Origin of the sequence: Vibrio qinghaiensis, assembly GCF_002257545.1 — a bacterium.
Lineage (GTDB): Bacteria > Pseudomonadota > Gammaproteobacteria > Enterobacterales > Vibrionaceae > Vibrio > Vibrio ordalii.
This window is the reverse complement of the sequence record NZ_CP022741.1, coordinates 580,898-604,971: the sequence shown is the minus strand read 5'-3', so window position 1 is coordinate 604,971 and position 24,074 is coordinate 580,898. Positions and strand designations below refer to the sequence as shown.

General features: G+C 44.7%; 19 protein-coding genes. 6 read left to right on the top strand and 13 right to left on the bottom strand.

Features of this window, described 5'->3' with window-relative positions; translation table 11 throughout:
* Window positions 1-227 precede the first annotated feature (227 nt).
* From vpsR to brnQ, 4 genes are all read right to left on the bottom strand, one after another.
* Window positions 228-1,562, bottom strand: a complete 1,335-nt coding sequence (gene vpsR / locus CCZ37_RS02935; protein WP_094499708.1) for a cyclic-di-GMP-binding transcriptional regulator VpsR — start codon at window positions 1,560-1,562, stop codon at window positions 228-230.
* Between the two features lie 262 nt (window positions 1,563-1,824).
* A complete protein-coding gene (lysS, locus tag CCZ37_RS02930) occupies window positions 1,825-3,357 on the bottom strand; it encodes a lysine--tRNA ligase (protein WP_088731814.1) in 1,533 nt (510 codons plus the stop codon).
* A 33-nt stretch (window positions 3,358-3,390) separates the two neighbouring features.
* A protein-coding gene (gene prfB / locus CCZ37_RS02925) for a peptide chain release factor 2 (protein ID WP_096000859.1) occupies window positions 3,391-4,489 on the bottom strand; the annotation gives its coding sequence in 2 pieces (ribosomal slippage) (window positions 3,391-4,413 and window positions 4,415-4,489; 1,098 coding nt in all).
* A 168-nt stretch (window positions 4,490-4,657) separates the two neighbouring features.
* On the bottom strand, window positions 4,658-5,971 hold the full coding sequence (brnQ, locus tag CCZ37_RS02920; RefSeq protein ID WP_094499707.1) for a branched-chain amino acid transport system II carrier protein: 1,314 nt from the start codon (window positions 5,969-5,971) through the stop codon (window positions 4,658-4,660).
* A gap of 308 nt (window positions 5,972-6,279) precedes the next feature.
* On the opposite strand from brnQ, the gene CCZ37_RS02915 reads away from it, so the two are divergent.
* Entirely contained in the window at window positions 6,280-7,002 is a 723-nt protein-coding gene (locus CCZ37_RS02915; protein ID WP_094499706.1) for a tRNA1(Val) (adenine(37)-N6)-methyltransferase, read from the top strand.
* A 92-nt stretch (window positions 7,003-7,094) separates the two neighbouring features.
* Window positions 7,095-8,330 carry an ATP-dependent RNA helicase SrmB gene (srmB, locus tag CCZ37_RS02910; RefSeq protein ID WP_094499705.1) on the top strand — a complete coding sequence of 412 codons (1,236 nt, stop codon included), beginning with the start codon at window positions 7,095-7,097 and terminating at the stop codon, window positions 8,328-8,330.
* A gap of 100 nt (window positions 8,331-8,430) precedes the next feature.
* Here srmB and prfC read toward each other — a convergent pair whose 3' ends face one another.
* The gene (gene prfC / locus CCZ37_RS02905; RefSeq protein WP_094499704.1) at window positions 8,431-10,020 is read right to left on the bottom strand and encodes a peptide chain release factor 3; all 1,590 of its coding nucleotides are present in this window, start codon (window positions 10,018-10,020) and stop codon (window positions 8,431-8,433) included.
* A 222-nt stretch (window positions 10,021-10,242) separates the two neighbouring features.
* On the opposite strand from prfC, the gene CCZ37_RS02900 reads away from it, so the two are divergent.
* Complete coding sequence (locus tag CCZ37_RS02900) at window positions 10,243-12,294, top strand: putative bifunctional diguanylate cyclase/phosphodiesterase (RefSeq protein WP_094499703.1); 2,052 nt, start codon at window positions 10,243-10,245, stop codon at window positions 12,292-12,294.
* 63 nt (window positions 12,295-12,357) lie between these two features.
* Here CCZ37_RS02900 and rimI read toward each other — a convergent pair whose 3' ends face one another.
* The 4 genes from rimI to ubiT form a co-directional block, all read right to left on the bottom strand.
* Complete coding sequence (gene rimI, locus CCZ37_RS02895; RefSeq protein ID WP_013857606.1) at window positions 12,358-12,804, bottom strand: ribosomal protein S18-alanine N-acetyltransferase; 447 nt, start codon at window positions 12,802-12,804, stop codon at window positions 12,358-12,360.
* A gap of 4 nt (window positions 12,805-12,808) precedes the next feature.
* The gene (locus tag CCZ37_RS02890; protein WP_094499702.1) at window positions 12,809-13,213 is read right to left on the bottom strand and encodes a DNA polymerase III subunit psi; all 405 of its coding nucleotides are present in this window, start codon (window positions 13,211-13,213) and stop codon (window positions 12,809-12,811) included.
* A gap of 261 nt (window positions 13,214-13,474) precedes the next feature.
* Window positions 13,475-13,978 (bottom strand): GNAT family N-acetyltransferase, encoded by a 504-nt coding sequence (locus tag CCZ37_RS02885; RefSeq protein ID WP_010318912.1) that lies wholly within the window; start codon window positions 13,976-13,978, stop codon window positions 13,475-13,477.
* Window positions 13,962-14,489 (bottom strand): ubiquinone anaerobic biosynthesis accessory factor UbiT, encoded by a 528-nt coding sequence (gene ubiT / locus CCZ37_RS02880; RefSeq protein ID WP_010318913.1) that lies wholly within the window; start codon window positions 14,487-14,489, stop codon window positions 13,962-13,964. Before ubiT ends, CCZ37_RS02885 begins: the two co-directional genes overlap by 17 nt.
* A gap of 196 nt (window positions 14,490-14,685) precedes the next feature.
* On the opposite strand from ubiT, the gene CCZ37_RS02875 reads away from it, so the two are divergent.
* From CCZ37_RS02875 to CCZ37_RS02865, 3 genes are all read left to right on the top strand, one after another.
* Window positions 14,686-16,734: a bifunctional diguanylate cyclase/phosphodiesterase gene (locus CCZ37_RS02875; protein ID WP_094499701.1), complete on the top strand. Its 2,049-nt coding sequence runs from the start codon at window positions 14,686-14,688 to the stop codon at window positions 16,732-16,734.
* 101 nt (window positions 16,735-16,835) lie between these two features.
* Complete coding sequence (gene ubiU / locus CCZ37_RS02870; protein ID WP_010318915.1) at window positions 16,836-17,849, top strand: ubiquinone anaerobic biosynthesis protein UbiU; 1,014 nt, start codon at window positions 16,836-16,838, stop codon at window positions 17,847-17,849.
* A 16-nt stretch (window positions 17,850-17,865) separates the two neighbouring features.
* The gene (locus tag CCZ37_RS02865) at window positions 17,866-18,744 is read left to right on the top strand and encodes a U32 family peptidase (RefSeq protein WP_094499700.1); all 879 of its coding nucleotides are present in this window, start codon (window positions 17,866-17,868) and stop codon (window positions 18,742-18,744) included.
* Between the two features lie 37 nt (window positions 18,745-18,781).
* Here the strand turns inward: CCZ37_RS02865 and CCZ37_RS02860 are convergent, their stop codons facing one another.
* From CCZ37_RS02860 to pnp, 4 genes are all read right to left on the bottom strand, one after another.
* Complete coding sequence (locus tag CCZ37_RS02860) at window positions 18,782-20,122, bottom strand: MATE family efflux transporter (RefSeq protein WP_157729196.1); 1,341 nt, start codon at window positions 20,120-20,122, stop codon at window positions 18,782-18,784.
* Window positions 20,123-20,162: 40 nt separating this feature from the next.
* Window positions 20,163-20,573, bottom strand: coding sequence for a MarR family winged helix-turn-helix transcriptional regulator (locus CCZ37_RS02855; RefSeq protein ID WP_010318918.1), 411 nt, complete (start codon window positions 20,571-20,573; stop codon window positions 20,163-20,165).
* Window positions 20,574-20,693: 120 nt separating this feature from the next.
* On the bottom strand, window positions 20,694-21,614 hold the full coding sequence (nlpI, locus tag CCZ37_RS02850; RefSeq protein ID WP_167372370.1) for a lipoprotein NlpI: 921 nt from the start codon (window positions 21,612-21,614) through the stop codon (window positions 20,694-20,696).
* Window positions 21,615-21,766: 152 nt separating this feature from the next.
* Window positions 21,767-23,893: a polyribonucleotide nucleotidyltransferase gene (pnp, locus tag CCZ37_RS02845; protein WP_094499697.1), complete on the bottom strand. Its 2,127-nt coding sequence runs from the start codon at window positions 23,891-23,893 to the stop codon at window positions 21,767-21,769.
* Window positions 23,894-24,074 lie beyond the last annotated feature (181 nt).

Here is a 24,074-nt window from a genome sequence, read left to right as displayed (position 1 = left end):
AATGAGTGTGTGAGCACGGCTCACGGTTAAATTCTATGTAACTGAGGTGATTATTCAACTCTTAATTTTCAAACAATTAAAAAACAATGCATTAACCTAAAATGAAAGCCGATGACAGCAAATAAGTGACACATTCAGCTAGAAAATAACTTATTTGCAAAAGATATGATTATAAAAAATGGCCACATGGATTAAATGTGGCCATTTTTACTTGAAGAATCATCAAGTTAATAGGTATTTTCAGTGATTAAGTTATGTTTATTAAGCAAGCGATACATAGTAGCTCTAGATACACCTAGCTCTTTGGCGGCCATTGATACTTGCCCTGAGTTCGATTCTAAAACCAGTAATAGCGCATCTCGCTCTGAACGCTCACGAATGCTTTTTAGGCTGCGCTTACCATCACTGCGTTTTGGTAAGTCGAGTTGCAATTCATCCAACATGACTGAATCGGACATCAGCACCACTCGTTTGATCTGATTCATCAGCTCACGAACATTACCCGGCCAGTGATAACGAGTCAATGAGCGTGTCGCTTCTTCAGTAAAACTGCGCGCCTGCGCGTTAAACTCTTTAGAATATTCCTGCAAGAAGTGACGCGCTAATAATGCTATATCGCCAGCTCGCTCTTTTAAGCTCGGGACATTAATACGCAATACGTTAATGTAGTGGTACAGCTCTTCGTTAAAATTGCCATCAATCAGCGCTTTTTCAATATCGGAAGAGTTGGCGGCCAAAATACGCACATCCACCTCTTTGACACCCATTGAAGTTTCTATCGTTCCTTCTTGCAAAAAGCGCAAGAGGTTAGCTTGTTGGCTTTTAGGTAGCGTGAGAATATCTTTGAGTAGGATCGTCCCACCATCTGCCCGCTCCAATAATGAAGTTTGAGATGAGTCTTCACAACCAATACCAAACAGCTCACATTCAAAGCGGCTCTCCGATAAAGCTCGGCAATTCACTGAAATAAAAGGTTTTTGTGCACGAGATGAGGTTTTGTGTACCGCTCTAGCGACCGTCTCTTTGCCCGTTCCATTTTCCCCATAAATGAGGATACTGACATCCGTAGGGCCGATGCGCTTGATCTGATCACGCAGGCGCTTCATGGGAGTGGATTCACCAATTAAACCCATATCCCCTGTTGCTCCATAATGTGGCCATACTTTTTTCTCTAACTTAAGCATTCCAAGTTGGTGTCCAATGGTGCTCAGTAGCTGCGCATCGGGAATCGGCGCCGTAAAAAAGTCGATACAAAAGTTAACAATGAATTGGCAAATTGTATCCGAGCTCAACTGTGATTCGCGAATGAACGCTAACCAACGTACTTGTTTATGGTTGCTGACCAAATTTGCAATGCCATTGAGGCTGAATTCATCATGGCTCAAATCAACAATACCAATGCATGGGCCTGTTTCTGCAAACAAGGCATCCGCTTTACGTAAATCTGCGCATTGTGTACAACGCCAACCAACCTGTTCAAGTACAGATAACCAAGGCTCGTATGTCCCACCAACGACGACAAGCGAACCTGGGACAGAATCCATTCGGAATTGAGTGCCCATCTATTATTCCTTATCTTAAAATTTATATGCAGTGCTACTTTTGGCACATTAAACGGCTGTTACATTAACGAGACTTGGCGCTGTAGTCTGTCTCGATAATAAGACTAGACAACAAATAAGCGCTTTGCCATTTAATATAGGGAACTATTTCATAATCCTTTCGAAATTGTTGCCTGTTAGCCCATGCTAGTGAACAAAATTTTTCAAACTAATGCAAAAAAAAACCGCCTATTTAGGCGGTTTATCGGAACGAAAGTAGCAATTACTGCTGTGGGCGCATCGCAGGGAATAGGATAACGTCACGAATCGTATGGGTGTTGGTGAGTAACATCACCAAACGATCAATACCAATGCCTTGACCCGCCGTTGGTGGTAGACCGTGCTCTAACGCCACAACATAGTCAGCATCGTAGAACATGGCTTCATCGTCGCCAGCATCTTTGGCATTCACTTGCGCTAAGAAGCGCTCGTCTTGATCTTGAGCATCATTAAGCTCAGAGAAGCCATTGGCGACTTCACGACCACCGATGAAGAACTCAAAACGGTCGGTGAAGAATGGGTTGTTATCGCTACGACGCGCCAATGGTGAAATATCTGCAGGGTATCCAGTGATGAAGGTCGGTTGCATCAACTTAGGTTCAGCCGTTTCACCGAAGATCTCTTCAAGCAGTTGGCCACAAGTCCAGAAAGGTTCAACGTCTACATGAACCGATTTCGCGATAGATACCATCAGCTCACGGTTTTGCAGATCCTGTTCCGTTAACGCTTGGATTTGAGCGTGCTCTGGGTTGTAGTGTTTGATGGCTTCAAACATACTCATGCGAGCATATTGACCACCAAATTCTACCGTTTCATCACCATAAGGCATTGATGTTGAACCCAAAACTTCAAGTGCAACTGAACTCAATAGCTCCTCAGTAAAATCCATCAGATCATTGTAATCTGCGTACGCCATATAGAATTCCATCATGGTAAATTCAGGGTTATGGCGAGGAGAAAGACCTTCGTTACGGAAGTTACGGTTGATTTCAAACACGCGATCAAAGCCACCCACAACTAGACGCTTAAGGTAAAGCTCAGGTGCGATACGCAAGTACATTGGCATGTCGAGCGCATTGTGATGAGTGATGAATGGACGCGCACTAGCACCGCCAGGGATCACATGCATCATTGGCGTTTCTACTTCCATGAACTGTTTTGAGATCATGAAGTTACGAATTGCAGTCATGACTTTAGAGCGGACAATGAACGCATTACGTGAACTTTCATTAACAATCAAATCCACATAACGTTGGCGGTAGCGCATCTCTTGGTCAGTCAAACCGTGGAACTTCTCTGGTAACGGACGAAGTGCCTTTGTCAGCAATTCGTACTCTTCCATATTAACGTAGAGATCGCCTTTGCCAGATTTGTGCAACGCACCTTTCACGCCGATGATGTCACCAATGTCGAGTCCTTGGTATTTTTCCTTCAGCTCAGTTTGAACCTCTTTTGAAGCATAAGCTTGAATACGACCAGAGGTTTCTTGAATAACAAGGAAAGGACCACGTTTCGCCATGATACGACCCGCAATCGCCACAACATGGTTTAAGGCTTCTAACTCTTCTTTGCTCTTTTCACCGAATTGCTGTTGAAGATCGCCCGCAAGGCTGTCACGACGAAAGTCATTTGGGTGGCCATTCGCTTTACAGCTCTTACGGATGTGATCCAGCTTGCTGCGACGCTCTGCGATGAGTTTGTTCTCTTCTTGCGCAATTTGCTCTTGATTCATTTCGTTTTGAACAGCATCAGTCATTTTACATGTACCTTATATGTCGGTAAAAAAGCCTTAAAGACCTGATTTCAGGCTTGCTTCAATAAATTTGTCTAAATCACCATCTAATACCGCTTGGGTATTACGGTTCTCAACGCCAGTGCGTAAGTCTTTGATTCGGGAGTCATCCAATACATAAGATCGAATTTGGCTTCCCCAGCCAATGTCAGATTTTGCATCTTCATTGGCTTGCTTTTCTGCATTCTGCTTTTGTAACTCAAGTTCAAACAGTTTTGCACGTAATTGTTTCATCGCTTGGTCTTTGTTTTTATGCTGCGAACGATCGTTTTGGCATTGAACAACGGTATTGGTTGGAATGTGCGTAATACGCACCGCCGATTCGGTAGTGTTAACGTGCTGACCACCCGCTCCCGAAGCGCGATAAACATCGATACGAAGATCGGCTGGGTTGATGTCGATAGCAATATTTTCATCAATCTCAGGATAGATAAACGCAGAGGCAAAAGAGGTATGCCGGCGGCCACTCGAATCAAATGGCGATTTACGAACCAAGCGGTGTACGCCAGTTTCGGTGCGTAACCAACCATAAGCGTAATCACCGATAATGCGCACTGTTGCGCCTTTTAGACCAGCAACATCACCTTCAGACACTTCAATCACTTCAGTCTTAAAGCCTTTCGCTTCTGCCCAACGTAAATACATGCGTAGCAGGATTGATGTCCAGTCTTGAGCCTCGGTGCCGCCCGAACCAGACTGCAGATCAATATAGCAATCTGAAGAATCGTGATCACCAGAGAACATACGGCGAAACTCAAGCTGTTCAAGCTTAGTTTCCAGTTCATCCAGTTCAGGGCCAATTTCATCGAAGGTTTCTTGGTCTTCGGCTTCAATAGCCAGTTCCAGTAGCCCTTCCACATCATCCACACCTTGATCTAACTGATCAATGGTATCGACAATGGCTTCGAGCGAAGCGCGTTCTTTACCTAGCGCTTGTGCACGCTCAGGTTCGTTCCAGACATTAGGTTGCTCGAGTTCGGCATTCACTTCTTCTAAACGCTCTTTCTTAGCGTCGTAGTCAAAGATACCCCCTCAGGATATTTGTGCGCTCTGACACATCCTGAAGACGGTTTTTAATAGGATTGATTTCAAACATGTTTGCTCAACATTTATGAGTAGAATTTAACCGAAGAATTCTACTTAAAAATGTGATGAAGATACAGGAAAAATTAGTTTGAACTCTTGAAACAAAAGCTGGCACGCACTAAAAAAAAGGCCGAACAATCATGCTCAGCCTCTTCGATACTAACGGATAAAAACTCGATTATGCCGCGTTTTTAGCCACACTTTGCTGCACGTTAGTAGCGATAAAAAACATGCAAATCATCGCCGCAAGTGTTGGGAGTAACCACCCCATACCGACTTCAAACAGTGGCAGCATATTAAACGCAGACACATCCACGCCAGCCACTTTTGCCGCATCGATCAACGCAAAAAGAAACGCAATCAACAATACCACACGGTATGCCACTGCAGGATTTGGTAGTTTCCCACGTAAAAAGGTCAACACAATCAGGGCAATCGCAACCGGATACAGTGCAAATAACACAGGGATAGAAAGAGCGATCAATTCTGATAAACCAACGTTTGCCACGATAGCGCAAGCAACACCAATAATGATCACCCAAGATTTATAAGAAATTGGAGTCAATGTGCAAAAGTAGTCTGAGCATGCTGAAATCAAACCAATCGCTGTGGTTAGGCAAGCCAGCAAGACTATGGTGGAGAGAACAATCTGTCCATAAGGGCCAAATAGCGCTTGTACATATTGGCTAAGCACCACGCCACCATTTTCTGCGCCAAAAGCAACTACAGAGCTTGTCGCGCCAAGATAAAATAGTGAAATATAAACAAAAGCCAAACCAGCCGCCGCAATGCACGCCGCGCTGATTAAATACTTTGTGGTTGCCGCACGCTCAGTAATGCCTTTGCTGCGCAGTGCATCAACAATTAACATCCCAAACATCAGAGCACCAAACGTATCCATGGTGTTGTAACCTTCAAGGAAACCTTTCGTCAACGGCTGAGTCAAGTATTCACCTTGTGCAGCGACCATCTCACCTTGCGGATTAAGAAAAACAGCCACAGCGAGGACAAGCAAACCAATAAATAACGCTGGTGTTAACACTTTACCGATGACATCGATGAGTTTGCCTTGAGACCAGGCAAAAAACATCGCAACAACAAAAAAGAGAATAGAAAAGAGCGTCAAGTGCGATTGTTGGGCATCAATGAAAAACGGTTTCACTGCCATTTCATACGCCACAAGGCCAGTGCGAGGTGCTGCAAAAGCAGGGCCGATGATGATAAAAATCATCACCGCTATCATTGTCGCTGCCTGTTTGGGTAAATCTTTAGTTAGATGATCCCAAGAGCCACCAGCAACGGCAATAGCAATGATGGTCATTAGAGGTAGACCAACCGCAGTAATTAAGAAGCCAGTCATAGCGGGCAGCAAATGCTCTCCAGCAAGTTGGCCAGCGATTGGCGGAAAGATGATGTTACCAGCACCCAAGAAAAACGCGAAAAGCATAAAGCCGACCGCGATAATATCTGTTAGTTTTAACGTCTGCTTCACAGATAACCCTTAATTATTATTTAATAAATGTTGTGTATGCATTGTTGATGCAGTTTAAACCGCATCTAAATCTAAAAATTAAGGGCGAATAATGACGAAACACTCAAGACTTCGCAAGGGCAAAGCAAAAAACGCTACATTAATTTATAATATTGGTGAAAAACCAGTTTAAAACTCTAAATGTTAAAAAATAGAAAGAATGATGTGTTGATCATTTTCTCATACACTCTCATAACAGATAGAAGAATAATCCGAACAAATAGATAACAATAGTGGTTATCACTTAATTAGAGCCATGTTTTGAAATAATGATGAAAAGTCACACGCCCAAAAATAAGCGTTTCAAATTTAAACAATTTTCCATTGACAGTGGACAAGCGGGAATGCCTGTCAGCACCGATGGGGTTCTATTAGGCGCGTGGGCTTTCACGCACCATCCCAAAACCATTCTCGATATTGGCACAGGTACCGGGTTATTGGCATTAATGTGCGCGCAACGTTTTAGCGATGCACAAATTACGGCCATAGATATCGATGCCTTTGCTTTTGAAGCAGCCCAATACAACAGTGATACCTCTTTATGGGGACAGCGTATCCGCGTTATACAAGGTGATATTTTAGACACCTCTTTTGCACCGTCCTTTGATGCAATTATTTGTAACCCACCCTATTTCAACAGTGGTGAACTGTCTCATGATCCCCAGCGAGCTACTGCTAGGCACACCAATCAACTTGCTCATCACGCTTTATTAGTCAGAGCAAAAAGTCTTCTCAACGATGAGGGGCAAGCTTGTTTTATTTTGCCCGTGTATGAAGGGGAACAATTTATCGAGCAAGCACTCACGCTCGGCTGGCAGCTTAAGCGGCGCTGCACAGTACAACCCATAGCACACAAACCCGCTCATCGGCTATTGATTGAACTAAGTTTAGCCTCGGCTGCTGTGATTGATTCATCATTGGTCATTCACTCATCAAGCGGTTATAGCGAAGCCTTTATCGCCCTAACTCAAGATTTTTATCTCAAGATGTAGAAATAACATGTGATCCTAATCACCAATCCCCCTATAATGTTCGACCTTAATTTTATAGCCAAATAAGCCTAACGGCTTGTGGAGTACTCACTGTGATCAAAACCTTTGCTGACCTCGATCTTGACCCTTGCATCATTGCGGCCATTGAAGATATGGGCTTTGAACGTCCCACCCAAGTTCAAGCTGAAGCGATCCCACAAGCCCTAGATGGTCGAGATATTCTTGCCTCTGCGCCAACGGGAACCGGTAAAACCGCTGCATTTGTTTTACCGGCGCTGCAATATCTTTTGGATTTTCCGCGCAAGCGAGCTGGCCCTGCACGCGTCTTGATTCTGACCCCAACTCGTGAACTGGCGATGCAAGTGGCGGATCAAGCGCGTGAACTGGCGAAGAATACTCGTCTCAATATCGTCACCATCACCGGCGGCGTACAATATCAAGAGCACGCCGACATCTTAGCCAAAACGCAAGATATTGTGGTGGCAACGCCTGGTCGCTTGATGGAATACATTGAAGGCGAGCGTTTTGATTGTCGTGCGATTGAATGGCTTATTTTGGATGAAGCTGACCGCATGCTAGACATGGGCTTTGGCCCAATCGTCGATCGTCTCGCGGCGGAATGTCGCTGGCGTAAACAGACCTTGCTCTTCTCTGCAACACTGGAAGGCCATGGTGTGGAAGGTTTTACTGCCGATCTCTTAAAAGAACCGGCAACAATCAATGCCGATCCTTCTCGTCGTGAACGCAAAAAAATCACTCAATGGTATCACCGCGCCGATACCATGGTGCACAAAGTTGAGCTATTGAAGAAAATCCTCACCGAGCAAGCCGAACGTTCTATCGTGTTTATCAAAACTCGTGAGCGCTTAGCTGATTTGCGTACCGAGCTAGAAAAAGCGCAAATTCCTTGTGCTTGGATTCAAGGCGAAATGCCACAAGATCGTCGCAATAACGCCATTACGCGATTCCGTGAAGGCACTGTCAACGTGCTATTGGCTACTGACGTAGCGGCGCGTGGTATTGACTTACCAGACGTGAGTCACGTGATCAACTTTGATATGCCACGCTCAGCGGATGTGTACTTACACCGCATAGGTCGTACGGCTCGTGCTGGCAAAAAAGGCAATGCGATCTCTTTGGTTGAAGCCCATGATCAAGTGATGATGGACCGCGTCGCGCGTTATGTCGATGAGGAGATCAAAGAGCGCTTCATTAAAGATATGCGCCCGCAGCACAAAAAGCCGGTATTCAAAAAGAAAAAGAAAACCGATGACAAAAAAGTCAAAGTGGTTTCCAAGAAGAAGAAAGCGAGCAAAAAGAAAAAATAGCGTTCCGATACCACCCATAAAAAATGCCGATACTGAAATATCGGCATTTTTTATGTTTAACGTTTGAAGAGAGTGTCACTCTCTTCAAAATCACCAAGTTTTAATGTTCGCGTGTCGCACGGAACTCTACTTCAGGAAAACGCTCTTTGGCCAGATTCAAATTGACCATAGTCGGCGCGATGTAAGTCAGGTTATCCCCACCATCCAGTGCGATGTTACTTTGGTTTTTGCGCTTAAACTCTTCGAATTTTTTATCATCTGCGCACTCAATCCAACGTGCTGTTGCAACGTTAACACCTTCGTAAATCGCCTCGACGTTGTATTCAGATTTTAAACGAGATACCACCACATCAAACTGCAGCACACCCACAGCACCCACAATCAAATCGTTATTTTGTAGTGGGCGGAAGACTTGAACCGCTCCCTCTTCCGACAACTGCACTAAACCTTTAAGCAGTTGCTTCTGCTTCAGTGGATCGCGCAAGCGAATACGACGGAACAGCTCAGGAGCAAAGTTAGGAATACCTGAGAATTTCAACGATTCACCTTGGGTAAAGGTATCACCAATCTGAATCGTTCCATGGTTATGCAAACCGATAATATCGCCAGCATAAGCATTTTCAGCACGAGAGCGATCGCCCGCCATAAAGGTAACCGCATCAGAAATACTCACTTGCTTACCAATACGCACGTGGTTCATTTTCATGCCTTGGGTATAAGTACCCGACACAATACGCATAAACGCAATACGATCGCGGTGTTTAGGATCCATGTTCGCTTGGATTTTAAACACAAAGCCTGAAAATTTCTCTTCCGTGGCTTCAACAATACGCTCATTAGCTTGACGTGGCATCGGCGCCGGAGCCCATTCAGTTAAACCATGCAGCATATGGTCCACACCAAAGTTACCTAATGCCGTTCCGAAGAAAACAGGGGTCAACTCACCTTTTAAAAACAGCTCTTGATCAAATTCATGAGAAGCACCCAATACCAATTCAAGCTCATCACGCAGCTGAGCGGCAAGGTCATCACCCACGGCCTTATCCAGATCAGGGTTGTTGAGGCCCTTAACAATGCGCTCTTCTTGAATAGTGTGGCCTTGGCCGGTCGCGTACAGAATCGTCTCATCACGGTGAATGTGGTACACGCCTTTAAACTCTTTACCACAACCCACTGGCCATGAAATCGGTGCGCAGGCAATCTTCAGCTCATTCTCCACTTCATCAAGCAGTTCCATTGGGTCGCGGATCTCACGGTCCAATTTGTTCATGAAGGTTACAATCGGTGTATCACGTAAGCGAGTCACTTCCATCAGCTTACGTGTACGATCTTCAACACCTTTTGCTGCATCAATCACCATTAAGCACGAGTCAACCGCTGTCAATGTGCGGTAAGTATCTTCCGAGAAGTCTTCGTGCCCTGGAGTATCGAGCAAGTTAACCAAACAGTGATTGTAAGGAAATTGCATCACAGAGGTCGTGACCGAAATACCACGCTCTTTTTCCATTTCCATCCAATCTGATTTAGCATGCTGGTTAGAGCCACGCCCTTTTACCGTTCCCGCTTTTTGAATAGCGTTCCCAAATAGCAGAACTTTTTCAGTAATGGTGGTTTTACCCGCATCCGGGTGCGAAATAATAGCGAAGGTTCGACGTTTAGAAACTTCACCCAAAAAAGGAGTATTTGACATGAAACAGGTCTTCTCAATATGCTGATATAAGGGAGAGCCGAAGCGCTTACGCTGATCAGCAGTTCGATTCAAATTTGCGCGGTATTCTCCCCTATATTTGATCTGGGAGCAACTTTCGTCGCTACACAAATCAACAAGAAAATGACGACCTTTCTATTTGTAATTAAATTATCAATAAATATGAGCTATAACTAAAAAGGGCAAAGAGAATAAGCGAGTATTATGCTGATAACCAGACAAAGAAATTCTCTGGCATTTAAACAAGCCAAAACAGTGTTCCTAGTATCGGTGATACTTGGGATAGGCTTTAGTTTATACCATACTCTTCTCGATCTACACCAAGAGCAAACACGTATTGAAGATCACTACCGATTTAAGCTACTGCAAAATTATTCAAATGCCAGCCAGGCCGCTTATCACCTCAACAACTTATTGGCCAACCAAGTTGCATCTAGTTTAATGGTTGACAATGCTATTTATGATGTTGAAATCATAGATGATTTTGGTGATATATTGGCAAAAAAAAGCCGTAACATCCCTCCACAAACGGATTTCATTCGGCTCTTATCCAGCTATCTGACACCTGAAATACCGATCTTTAAAACTGAGTTGCATCAACCCAATTCTAGTGTGGTGGTAGGTAGCTTAAGTTTTTCCGTCAACGGCTCTTCCATTGCTAAAGAGTTTATTGCAAAAACCACACGAGTATTGCTGTTTGATCTCTTTCGAAATGTGTTGTTGACCTCGATCCTTTTAGTCTTTTTTTACTACAAGCTGTCAAAACCCATCACCACGTTAATTTCATGGGTCCGCTCATTGCAAAACAATCAACGCCCAACACGGCCACCATTGCAACAGCAAAAAAATGAACTCAGTGAGTTAGCCGGTACTTTCGATACTCTATGGAAAGAGCGAGAGCTCGCGGATGCCAAACTTAATCAATTGGCCTACTACGACACGTTAACGGGTCTTGCTAATCGCAGCTTGCTGCTGCAACTGCTCACTGAAGCCATTGATAACAGTATTCGTACCCACACTTCTGGTGTGTTGTTTTATCTTGATCTCGACCGTTTCAAAACGATCAATGATTCACTTGGACACACAACAGGGGATAATTTAATCAAAGCCATCGCCATGCGCATGGATGGCTGGCTTAAACACGATTACACCGCCGCACGCATCGGTGGCGATGAGTTTGCGGTGTTGATTCCTCATCTCTCACGCCCGCAAGCAGAGAAGGTAGCTCAGCAGCTTCTGGCTCTGATTTCCAACCCTTACTCGATTGATGACCACCAGCTTTATTGTACTGTGAGTATCGGTATCTCCATTTTTCCATCAGTGGGTAAAACCAATATCGATGCCCTTAGGCAAGCCGATACAGCGCTATACCGAGCGAAAGCGAATGGGCGCAATAAATACATGTTTTATGAGCCAGAAATGCAGGCTCAAGTCGAATCGTTTCTGGAAATTGAAAAAGGCCTCCATGAAGCCCTCAATACCCAGCAGTTAGAACTCTATTACCAACCTCAAGTCGATGAGCGGCACAATATAGTCGGTGTAGAAGCCTTGATCCGCTGGAACCACCCAACCAAAGGTGTATTGCCACCGGGTGTGTTTATGACCATCGCAGAAGAAACGGGGCAAATTATTCCGATTGGCAATTGGATATTAGAGCAAGCGTGCTATCAATACGCCGCTTGGAAGCGCCAAGGAGTATTACCGCCCCATTTTCGCCGTTTAGCCATCAACATCAGTCCGTTGCAGTTTTCTCAAGATTCTTTTGTTGAACACGTTAACCATGCAATGCAACAAGCAGGTATTACGGGTGAACATCTTGAATTGGAGATTACTGAAGGGCTATTACTGGAAAATGTCGAAAGTGCGATTCAAAAAATGGTGCAACTTAAAAAAAGTAAGCTGAGCATCTCGATTGATGATTTTGGCACTGGTTATTCATCACTGCGTTACCTCAAACTTTTATCGGTGGATGTGCTCAAAATCGATCGTTCTTTTGTCACTCAATTGCATCTAGATGAGAGTGACCAAGCAATTGTGGATACGATTATTATGATTGCGAAACGTTTAAATTTGGAGGTAATAGCCGAAGGTGTGGAAGAGTGCCAAGAACTCGAAACTCTCAAACAATTGGGTTGTGATCAGTTCCAAGGTTACTTATTTGATAAGCCGTTAACCGCTAAGGAAGTCGTCAAGCGTTTTGCAAGCCCATGTTATCAACTCAATGAACATCAAAAAGACAAGGCGCACCAGAAATAGTTCCGAGACGCCTAACCATGAAAAAAACCTGAGTTTGCAAACGATCCGCTGATGGCAAATAAACTACAAAAAATAGTAGCTCATGATGATCGCATCTTCTGATCCTTTCGGAGTGGGATAGTAGTTCACTCGACGATCGAGCTCATTAAAACCCAGCGATTCGTACAAGCTATAAGCACGGATGTTACTTTCGCGAACTTCAAGCCACGCACTTTCAGCTTGCGCTTTTTCACAGTAAGTTAAGAAAAACTCCATCAACAATTTTCCGTAACCCTTACCTTGCTGCTGCGGATCGACAGCGATATTCAACAAGGTCACCTCTCCAACAATATTCTGTGCATAGAAATAACCGACAACTTTGCCATCAACCAACATAGCATGGTGGCATGCACCACGACTCGCCAAGTCGCGTACGAGTGATTCAGCCCAAGGGTAACTGTGAGCTTGCTGCTCAATGGACCAAATGGCATCAAGATAAGGAAGTGATAAAGGCACAACATCAATATTCATGGTTTTATGACTCATAAGAACAAATTTGCTGCCACAACGCCCGGCGCAGCTCGGTATTGCCATCTATCTCAACTAGCGGCGGTGACGTTAACACTTTCTGGGCCAACGGGCTTTCTTTCTTTTCACAGCCTGAAAACCACAACCATTCAATACTGGAGCCTGTGAGTTGGCTAAGAGAGTGAGGCTCAAGATGACACGCCTGACTGATTTCGAGCCCCATACTCTTCAATACTCTTGAAAACAGCAATAGAGAACCTTGTTGCGGGTATTGAGGGGAAACGAGTAATAAACGGCACGTGCTCGGCAGCGTCACCGGATCAGGTTGATAGCCAGCCAGCCGCTGTGGATGGATAAGCTCCCAACGCTGGATGCCCATTTCTTGTAAATATTGATTTTCGTGATGTGACATCTGTTTATGACCTCATTGAACATCGCAATCCTAACAAATCAGCGCCAAGACAGAAACCGTTAATCATCCAATGACCCAAGAGCTATACCCAAACAACTTGAAGTAGCAGGTAGGCGACAAGTGAATTCATCCCCATGAGCCTAGAGAAACGATGTGATTGGAGTGAGCGAACGTAGCCAACACCAAGGCAGCTTCAAGTGGTAAGGGCATAAAAGTAAACAGGGAGCACTGGGCTCCCTGTTTTGAATAGAAATACGGTGATTAAAGATCGTTGAACTCTGGGCAATATTCAATCAAACCAGCTCGCCCATTCAATTCACCGTCGACTAATGCAACGATCTGAAACACGCCGACGGGAACATCCCAACGACAACGAAAATCAGATTTCGCCGCCTCTTTAAAGCCAAAGCGTTGATAATAATCCGGGTTGCCCAAAACGACACAGGCTGGATAATCGAACTCAGCCAAACAGATTAACCCTTCTTTCACCAACGAGGTGGCGACACCTTGATTTCGCCACTCTTTTTTCACGGCCAACGGTGCAAGCCCTTGCCAATTTAAGTCTTCACTATTGAGTAAGACCGGGCTAAACATCACATGACCAACGACTTCGCCGTCATCATCACAAGCCACCAAAGAGAGTGTCAAATGGCTGTTTTCCCTTAATGTCATGACCAAATTAGCTTCAGCATCTGTCTCAAAGGCTGATTTTAATAAGCGGTCAATCGCTAAGATATCCGCTGGCGCTTCAGTTCGAATAAGCATTCATTACCTCATTTTGTGTCACTGGCGATTGTACGCCCTTATGCACAAAATCTGCTAGCTGATTTATTAACATCTGGAAGGGTTTTGGTAAAAGCTCTAGGTCAACACTGTCCATCAGGTTCTTCACCTCTAACCCCAGTTCGGTATCCCCTTCAATGGAGAGTCGACGTTGAAAGAACAGCGTATCAGGATCTTCTTTTCGACCAGCAATCAACACCATATCATTTAGGTTACCGCTAAAGCTGACATCTTCCACTTCTGTCTTATCAGACACAACAAGTTGTTCCGCTTGATAGCTGATATACCAATTCAAATTCAAATCACGAATTGAAACCTTTAACCATTTCCCATCAAGAAATTCAAAGTCACCTTCTTGCAAAGCCTCATGAAATATAGTTTTCAACCCTTCTAGCAAGGCTTTTTTTTGTACAACTTGCGGTAAGAAGTGGACTGGGGATCGCAAAATTGAAGCGGCGTTTTGAACTAGTTGAGTACGAATCTTGTGAATCACGAGCGTTATCCGTTACTTTGTAATGCAATAGTACCTAATCATAATGGATGTGGGGGTGCAAATTCCTGTGATGCATCAAAAAACGTACATTGTTTGAGAACCTTTTCTAGCTTAGTAATCAAAGTTATAGTTAATGTGTTACTTACGTTGTAACATCCTCATGAATATAAGTGCTCTGGAGAGTGGTAGTAGCTTGATGCCTTCGCAACATTTACAACATTGGTTTGCAAAAATCACGTCGAACAGTCCGTTTTTTTTTGCTGTCTTAAACGATCAACATAACTATGTGATGGTCAATGAGCGCTATTGTGATATTGCAGGTTTGAGCACGACCGAATTGGTTGGAATGAATGACTCACAAATTCTAGGAGAGCATTTCTACCGTCATCTAAAACCCTATTATGAACGAGCATTTCAAGGAGAAACGCTTGAAACTGAACTGACGCTTCACGAGATCGATTTAGAAACGAGTTTGCATTTCTCTTTATCGCCTATCATGGGTGATAAAAAAGTCGAAAATATTGTGTTTCACGCCATCGACACCTCCGAAAAACAGATCCTCATTCGCTCATTAGAAGAGTCGGAAAATAAGTTTTCAACCTTGACTAGCTTGCTTCCCGATGGATTGTTGCTGGTCGATGACGACTGCATTATCTCTGCTAACCCCGCATCGGCTCGTTTACTCGGTTTTGAAAATACCTCAGAGCTTCTTGGTGAAGAGTTATCGCGCTTGTTTGTTGATGAAAAAAGTAAAACCGTATTCAGCTCTCCACTCAGTTTATTACTCACAGGGGCTCCACTAGTCTGCCTCACTGGGCCAAAGTGTGGCTTTGAACGTAAAGTTCAACTGCACGCTGGAGCCACCGTCGTGCTGGGCAACAGCTCACAACTGATTTTGATTCAAGATGCAGAAGACGCACCTAAGCAGTTGTCTTCGACCATGCATGCTGATATCCACATTGACTCGCTGACAGGCTTGTACAATCGTTTTGGTTTTACTAAACGTTTAGAACAGTTCATTCAAAATGAAACACCCCTTGTTATGCTCTATTTAGACATTGATAACTTCAAAAACATCAATGACTCTTTAGGCCATCATATTGGCGATAAAGTCATTAAAGAGGTCTCAGCACGGCTGAAACGTTTACTACCGCAACAAGCCATTGTGGGCCACCTTGGCGGCGATGAATTTGGACTAATACTGCCTGATCCTGAAAATAGTCGCGCCGCTGAAATGTTGGCTGAACGCATCATTTCTTTGATTAACCAACCGTTTGATCTGCACCATTTCAGTAAACGTTTAGCCTGCTCCATAGGTAGTGTCGCCTACCCTGGTGACGGTAGCGATGCACGCGTATTACTGCAAAACGCCGATACGGCGATGTATGAAGCCAAAGATCGTGGTAGAAACCGTTTGATTAAGTTCAACGATCAAATGAACAAAGAAGCGCGCATGCGCTTATGGCTTGAAATTGAACTGCAAAAAGCGCTGCAGCAAAATGGCCTTGAAGTCTGGTATCAACCGAAAGTGAATGCTCGCGACTTCAGCATCAATGGTGCGGAAGCCTTGGTGCGCTGGAAACACCCTGTAGAAGGGTATATCAATCCGAGCGCTTTTATTCCTGTCGCGGAAAAAGCTGGGCTGATTGAACATTTAGGCCGAGTAGTGATGCGTGATGTCTTCTCAACCGTAAAACGTTGGAAGCTGCAAGGTATTTTACCAGGTCGCGTGGCGATCAATTTATCGCCCGAACAGTTTTGTAACCCGAAGTTGATTGATTATATGGAAAAACTGCTTCGCACCACAGAGCTTGATGCAAACTGCATCACATTTGAACTGACCGAAAGTGCCGTCATGAGCGACAGCGAGCACACCTTGCAAATGTTGAACGCAATCAAAAAACTGGGTTTTTCGCTGTCCATTGATGACTTTGGTACGGGGTATTCCTCGCTCTCTTATCTCGCTCGCTTCCCGATTGATGAACTTAAAATTGACCGCGCTTTTATAACGGATATCGATACGCTTCCTAAACAAATCACCGTCATTGAAAATATCATCAATTTAGGAAAATCACTCAACTTAACGGTCGTTGCCGAAGGTGTGGAAACTCAACAACAAGCCACACTGCTCTCTAATCTCAACTGTAACTCAATTCAAGGCTTCCATTTTTATCGGCCACAACCGAGGCAGGAAGTAGAAGAGTTATTCGTTCAAAATCGTCGTCATCGTTCTACTCCCAAATAAGTAAATCTCGTTTATTCGCCCCAAACCTGCCTTACATCAAATTTGCTATTCATAATGCTTCATAAAATACCACTACTTTCCCTTAGATATCGTATGGATCAATGGAACTTTTATGTCCTGCAGGTAACCTGCCTGCTCTAAAAACAGCGATCGATTGTGGTGCAGATGCGGTTTATATCGGCTTTAAAGATGATACTAATGCTCGCCACTTTGCTGGCCTTAATTTCGCAGGTAAGAAGTTAGATAAAGCGGTGCAATATGTTCATGATCACCATAAAAAAATTCATGTCGCGTTAAATACCTTCGCCCACCCTAATGGCTTCGAGCGTTGGACTCACGCCGTCGATAATGCCGCCAGTTTAGGCGTGGATGCGTTGATCATCGCCGATATCGCGGTATTGGATTATGCCGCTAATCGATATCCAGATCTCGAACTGCATCTTTCTGTGCAAGCCTCCGCCACCAACGTCGCCGCTATCGAGTTTTATAAGCAGAATTTCAATATTAAGCGGGTGGTGTTACCGCGAGTGCTATCAATCCATCAAGTCAAACAGCTCTCACGTAATATGATGAGTGACGTCGAACTTGAAGTATTTGCCTTTGGCAGCTTATGCATTATGTCTGAAGGGCGCTGTTATCTCTCTTCCTATATGACGGGAGAATCACCCAATACTGTCGGAGCCTGTTCGCCCGCGAAGTATGTCCGCTGGCAAGAAACGGACTCGGGTTTGGAATCTCGCTTAAACGAAATTTTGATTGATAAATACGCAGCCGGAGAAAATGCAGGCTACCCAACCTTGTGCAAAGGTCGTTTTGAAGCGCAGATCGATGGGCAACCTAAACGCTACCACGCACTGGAAGAGCCAACCAGTTTGAATACGTTATCACTATTGCCAGAACTGTTTGCAGCCAACGTTGCTTCCGTCAAAATTGAAGGTCGCCAACGTAGCCCTGCATATGTGGAGCAAGTGACGAAAACATGGCGCGCAGCGATTGATCGCTACCAAGCAAATCCACAAGCCTACCAAGTAGAAACGGCTTGGAACACCGCCTTAGCCAACGTATCTGAAGGCACGCAAACCACACTCGGCGCGTACCATCGCCAATGGCAATAAGAGAATGGAGAAGAGAATGAAATATGCGCTGGGTCCTTTACTCTATTTCTGGCCCAAACAAGAGGTAGAAAATTTTTATCAACAGGCAATCAATAGCCCTGCTGATGTGATCTATTTGGGTGAATCGGTCTGCTCCAAGCGACGTGAGATAAAACCACAACACTGGTTTGAGATCGCCAAAGCGCTTTCACAAGCGGGTAAACAGGTTGTGCTCTCAACCATGGCGCTACTGGAAGCGCCGAGCGAAATCAATGTGATGAAAAAGTATATTGAGAATGGCGATTTTGCGATTGAAGCCAATGACGTTTCGGCGATTCAACTCGCCAGTGAAAAACGCCTTCCTTTTGTGGTTGGGCCCGCCGTGAATGCTTACAACGCGCGCACACTGCAACTGTTCCTAAAGCAAGGGATGATCCGTTGGTGCATGCCTGTTGAACTCTCCCGTGATTGGCTAATCAATGTATTGCAACAATGTGAGGATCTTGGTATCAAAAACCAGTTTGAAGTAGAAGTTTTTAGCCACGGATACCTGCCACTGGCTTACTCCGCACGCTGCTTTACCGCACGGGCCGAAAACCGTGCGAAGGATGAATGTGAGACTTGCTGTATCAAGTATCCAACCGGAATTCAGGTTCACAGCCAAGAAGGCCAAGCGGTATTTAACCTCAACGGTATCCAAACCCAGTCGGGCTATTGCTATAACCTTGCTAATGATTTGCCAAGCATGGCGGGATTGGTCGATGTCGTTCGTTTAAGCCCACTAGGTCTTGAGACATTCGAACATCTGTCGCAGTTCAAGGCCAATGAAAAAGGAGAGCATCCCTCCCCTTTAACCAATCACCAGTGTAACGGCTATTGGCACCAATTACCGGGCCTAGCGATTCAACAAAGCTGAGCGTAGCCTCCCCTTAGAGACAAGGGGGAGGCTCTTGTTAAGCGAACACGGTTTGCTTGGCGTTATCACAAGGTAGTGCACGCAAATCTCGCCACAACATCAAACCCACCACCAAACTTAACGCAATATTGGAAATAGGGAAGGCAATCCACACACCAGTCACACCATATAACTTAGGTAACAAATACAAGAACGGTAGTTGGATCGCCATATTACCAATGGTGACAAACATCGCCTTACTGCCGCGATTGGTCGCTTGATAAAAGGCGGCGGCGACAACTAGAAATCCATCCAAAAACAGCGCGAACATATGCAGTTTTAAACCCAGTACAGCGCTTGCCATCAATTGCGGGTCAGTTGAATTAAAGATCGCCACAACCTGAGTGGAAAACAAGTTAAGCAGTACCACAAAACCCAGCCCGCCAAGCACGGCGATGCTCATTGCGATTTTAAGTAATTTTCTGATATTGCTATAGTTTCTTGCCCCGTAATTGAAGCTAGCTAACGGTTGCATACCGTTAGCGATACCCTCTGCCGTTAAGTAATAAACCGTGACGATATAGCCTAATATCGCGTATGCCCCAACAAGTGCCGCGCTGCCATAGTGAGCAAATAGGCTGTTGTGCACCGCCACCATCATCGAACCATAGGCATACATAAAAAAGCTTGAAGTACCAATAACAACAATTTGCGGTAATAAAGACCATTGAACTCGCATCACCGAAAGTGACAGCCGCAGCTTGGCACGTTTCGAAAAGAAATAGCCTATGCCTAATACCGTCACACTTAATTGTGCGAGTGCCGTTGCGATGGCGGCACCAGTAAGTTCCCAATGTAAAACGGCAATAAACAGATAATCGAAGAGAATATTGATTATCGCACCACTCACCATCAGCAATGTGGCTAAATTAGGGCTGTCGTCGTTTCGTAACAAGAAAGGCATCGCAATAGAGCCAAGCGTAAAGACACAAGCGATCACTAATACTTGCAAATATTGCAAGCCAAGTTCGTAGACTCGTCCTTCAACGCCTTGCCACGCAATGAAATCGTCCGCAAGAAACCATAGAATTGTCGCCACCGCAGGAGCTAGCATCACAAGCAACAATAGGCCAGTCGCAAGCACTTGCTTGGCTGCCGTCATGTTCCCTTCACCTTGCTTGATCGAAGCCAGAGCACCAGTTCCAACGCCCACCAACATGCCAAGCCCTAAAATAAAGCCAATAATAGGCCACGCAACGTTAATGCCCGCCAATCCCTCAGCACCAACATAATGACCAATAAAAATACCATCCACCACTTGATACAAGCCATTGACTAACATAGCTGCCACGGTCGGAATGGTATAGCGCCAAAATTGGCGGTAAATTGAATTTTTCATAACAGACACCATAGTTAGCAAGGCTAACTATATAAATAAATTAAAGTAATACTTTGGATAACAACATATTAAAGCACAGTGCTTCTTCTTCCGAGAGATGCTTAGTCACTTGCTCTGCGACAACAGCGTACACTTTCGCTTCATCCGCTAAATGCTCACGCGCAGTATCGGTGAGAGAAACTCGGTAAGAACGCGCATCATCTTGGCATTGTGCAGTCTGAACCAACCCTTTATTTTTAAGCCTTTTAACCATATTTGATACCGATGGTTTACTCACTTCCATCTCATTAGCTAAATCAGTTAAGCGCAGTGGCAAAGAAGAGCTTTGAATCACTTTAAGGTAATCATATTCATTAAAGCTCAATTGTGAAATGGGATCAGCTTTGCTATACCGACGCCAGATTTTGGCACTAAAACGCTCTAATTTTTCTAAGTTAGCTTCTAGTTTCACTGTTTTTCAAATTAAAATGGTTATCAAGGCTAACTATTTTATGGATCTTTAGATCGTTAAGCAACAAAAAAGCCGCTGAAAAAGTCAGCGGCTTTAAGGAAAAGGGTATAAATAAGGTACTTATTGCTGAGACTCTTGCTGCTCAGCTTTCGCCTTAGCTAAATAGTCAGCTCTTACTTGCTGGAAAATTTTCCCCAATTCAAGATAAGCGTATCGATGCTCAACATATTCGTAGACGTTAAATGACAACGCAAGCTTGTACAAGGCGATCGCGTGCGCGTAATTTCCCTCTTGCTGGTAACGCTTAGCGAGATAAAAATAGACCTCAGTTAAACGCTGTGCTTGTATCGCATTACCGCTGCCTTCTTCTAAGATCATCTTAAAAGCTTGCTCTTCCGATATCTCTTTAAGCGTTAACGCAACCAAGAGCCATCCCCATTGATCATCTCGAACTTGATAGCGATTGAAGAGATCCACACGTGCCTGCAAAGGCTCGCTTTCACTTTGAATAATGTATAGCCACAATGCACGAAAGGGATCGCTAGGATCATGTTGATAATGTGCGCGAATCTCTTCCAGCGCAAGTTCTGTACGGTCGCCGTAATAAAGTGCGATGGCTCGGTTACGCTCAGCGTAAAAATTGTCAGGTTCAAGTTCTAATGTCGAATCAAATGCCTCATAAGCGGCATCAAACTCTGCAACTTGCGTGTAATACACGCCTAATAAATTAAAGATATCAGGCTGCGCCGGGTTAAGCGCGAGTGACTGCTCAAAATCTAAACGTGCTAAAGTGCGTAGCCCAACACTGTCGTAGTTGTTACCACGCTCATAAAACATTTTTGCCCGCACATCATCAGGTAGATCAGTACGTTGTAGCAGTTGCGTTAAACGCGCTATCTGAACCTGTTGCTGTAATGAAGACTGCAATGGCACTGCCATCGGAGGGTATACCCATTGACTTTGATTGTCATTTTGAGTTGACGCGCAGCCCGACATCATCAGTATCAAAGCACTCAATGCGGCCGTTGGAAACCATTTCACAAATAAAACTCCTGTGTACCCCAAAGCCCAAGATAAGTCGGTGTATCGCATTAATCTAGGCATGAAAAAGGGAGCGAATAACGCTCCCTTTATATCATGCTTTATGTTGAAAAGGCGACTAAAGCGCCGTGCTTCTCAAGCTTAAAGTGGTCTTATTCAGCCGTTGGTGCTGCTACAACTTCTTCTGCTGGTTTCTCTACCGCTTCTTTCATGCTTAGACGAACACGGCCTTGGCGGTCGATTTCAAGTACTTTAACTTGAACTTCTTGGCCTTCTTTCAAGTAATCAGACACTTTCTCGATGCGTTGATCCGCGATTTGAGAAATGTGTACCAGACCATCTTTACCAGGAAGAATGTTAACGAACGCGCCAAAATCAGCCAGACGAGCGACCTTACCAGTATAGATAGCGCCGACTTCAACTTCAGCCGTGATCTCTTCAATGCGACGAATCGCTTCTTTAGCTTGAGCGCTATCGGTTGCCGCAATCTTGATTGTGCCGTCATCTTCGATTTCGATGGTTGTGCCCGTCTCTTCAGTTAGAGCACGGATCACCGCACCACCTTTACCGATCACGTCTTTGATTTTCTCAGAGCTGATCTTCATGGTGTAAATGCGTGGTGCAAATTCAGAAATCTCAGCACGAGCACCAGAGATCGCTTGATCCATCACAGAAAGGATATGCTTACGTGCACCTTGTGCTTGGTTTAGCGCAATTTGCATGATCTCTTTGGTGATACCTTCGATCTTAATGTCCATTTGCAGTGCAGTGATACCTTGGTTAGTACCCGCTACTTTAAAGTCCATGTCACCTAGGTGATCTTCATCACCAAGAATGTCAGAAAGAACAACGAAATCATCGCCTTCTTTAACAAGACCCATTGCAATACCTGCAACAGAAGACTTGATTGGTACACCTGCATCCATCAGAGCAAGAGAAGTGCCACATACCGAAGCCATTGAAGATGAACCGTTAGATTCTGTGATTTCTGATACGACACGAACTGTGTATGGGAACTCTTCCACTGAAGGCATAACGGCAGCGATACCACGCTTAGCCAGTTTACCGTGGCCGATTTCACGACGCTTAGGAGAGCCTACAAAACCAGTTTCGCCCACACAGTATGGAGGGAAGTTGTAGTGTAGTAGGAAGTTATCTTTACGCTCACCTGTTAGCTCATCGATGATTTGAGCATCACGCTGAGTACCAAGAGTAGCGGTTACGATTGCCTGAGTTTCACCACGAGTAAATAGTGCAGAACCGTGAGTACGAGGAAGAATACCAGTGCGTACGTCTAGCGCACGAACCATGTCTTTTTCACGACCGTCAATACGTGGGTTGCCAGCAATGATGCTACGACGTACAACCGTCTTCTCTAGATCGTGGAAGATAGTGTGGATTTCTTTCGCATTTGCTTCAGGATCTTCAGCAAGAATCACTTTGTTTACTTCAGCAGCAATTTCATGAATACGGTCGTAACGAGCCATTTTCTCAGTGATTTTGTAAGCTTCAACAAGCTTAGCTTCTGCTAGTTCAGCGATCTTGCTGTTAAGTACTGTGTTCTCTTGAGGAGCAACCCAATCCCAAGCTGGAGTGGCAACTTCAGCAGCAAATTCATTGATCGCTTTAATCACAGCTTGTTGTTGGTCGTGGCCGTAAACAACCGCTGCTAGCATTTCTTCTTCAGTTAGGTTATCCGCTTCTGACTCAACCATCAGTACCGCGTTGTCTGTACCTGCAACCACAAGATCAAGACGAGATATAGCAAGCTCGGTCATGCTTGGGTTAAGCACTAATTGACCATCAATGTGACCTACGCGTGCCGCGCCAATAGGACCATTGAATGGAATGCCAGAGATAGCAAGTGCTGCTGAAGTACCAATCATAGTCACGATATCAGGTTGAACGTCTGGGTTTACAGACATCACTGTCGCGATGACTTGAACTTCATTTTTAAATGCATTAGGGAAAAGAGGACGAATTGGGCGGTCAATCAGACGCGCAGTCAACGTTTCGCCTTCTGATGGACGACCTTCACGCTTGAAGAAGCCACCTGGAATTTTACCCGCGGCGTAAGTACGCTCTTGGTAGTTAACGGTAAGCGGGAAGAAGTCTTGGCCTTCTACTGCTTCTTTTTTACCAACAACAGACACGAATACCGCGGTATCGTTCATAGTGACCATAACGGCCGATGTAGCTTGGCGTGCGATAACGCCGGTTTCTAGAGTGACGGTATGATTACCGTATTGGAATGATTTCACTACTGGTTTATCAAACATTGTTTATCCTTGCTCTAGAGTTACCTCTAGATTGAATGAAATAACACTCAAGACATTACGAATCGCGACTAGTAAAAATAGGCTCTATATCACGGGAAACAAAGCGTTGGACTTTCCGCTCCCACTGGTATCTGAACGCTACTTTTAATAGCCGCGACCTGCTGGCCGACTTCGGTGACTG

Bases quoted from the DNA above. Each gene is read 5' to 3' on its own strand.
- CCZ37_RS02885 (WP_010318912.1), bottom strand. From the start codon at position 13,978: ATGCTTATTCGAACTGAAGCGCCAGCGGATATCTTAGCGATTGACCGC.
- prfC (WP_094499704.1), bottom strand. From the start codon at position 10,020: ATGTCAAATACTCCTTTTTTGGGTGAAGTTTCTAAACGTCGAACCTTC.
- CCZ37_RS02860 (WP_157729196.1), bottom strand. From the start codon at position 20,122: ATGAAAAATTCAATTTACCGCCAATTTTGGCGCTATACCATTCCGACC.
- CCZ37_RS02865 (WP_094499700.1), top strand. From the start codon at position 17,866: ATGAAATATGCGCTGGGTCCTTTACTCTATTTCTGGCCCAAACAAGAG.
- lysS (WP_088731814.1), bottom strand. From the start codon at position 3,357: ATGACTGATGCTGTTCAAAACGAAATGAATCAAGAGCAAATTGCGCAA.
- pnp (WP_094499697.1), bottom strand. From the start codon at position 23,893: ATGTTTGATAAACCAGTAGTGAAATCATTCCAATACGGTAATCATACC.
- vpsR (WP_094499708.1), bottom strand. From the start codon at position 1,562: ATGGGCACTCAATTCCGAATGGATTCTGTCCCAGGTTCGCTTGTCGTC.
- CCZ37_RS02900 (WP_094499703.1), top strand. From the start codon at position 10,243: ATGCTGATAACCAGACAAAGAAATTCTCTGGCATTTAAACAAGCCAAA.
- rimI (WP_013857606.1), bottom strand. From the start codon at position 12,804: ATGAATATTGATGTTGTGCCTTTATCACTTCCTTATCTTGATGCCATT.
- ubiU (WP_010318915.1), top strand. From the start codon at position 16,836: ATGGAACTTTTATGTCCTGCAGGTAACCTGCCTGCTCTAAAAACAGCG.
- CCZ37_RS02890 (WP_094499702.1), bottom strand. From the start codon at position 13,213: ATGTCACATCACGAAAATCAATATTTACAAGAAATGGGCATCCAGCGT.
- CCZ37_RS02875 (WP_094499701.1), top strand. From the start codon at position 14,686: ATGCCTTCGCAACATTTACAACATTGGTTTGCAAAAATCACGTCGAAC.
- CCZ37_RS02915 (WP_094499706.1), top strand. From the start codon at position 6,280: ATGATGAAAAGTCACACGCCCAAAAATAAGCGTTTCAAATTTAAACAA.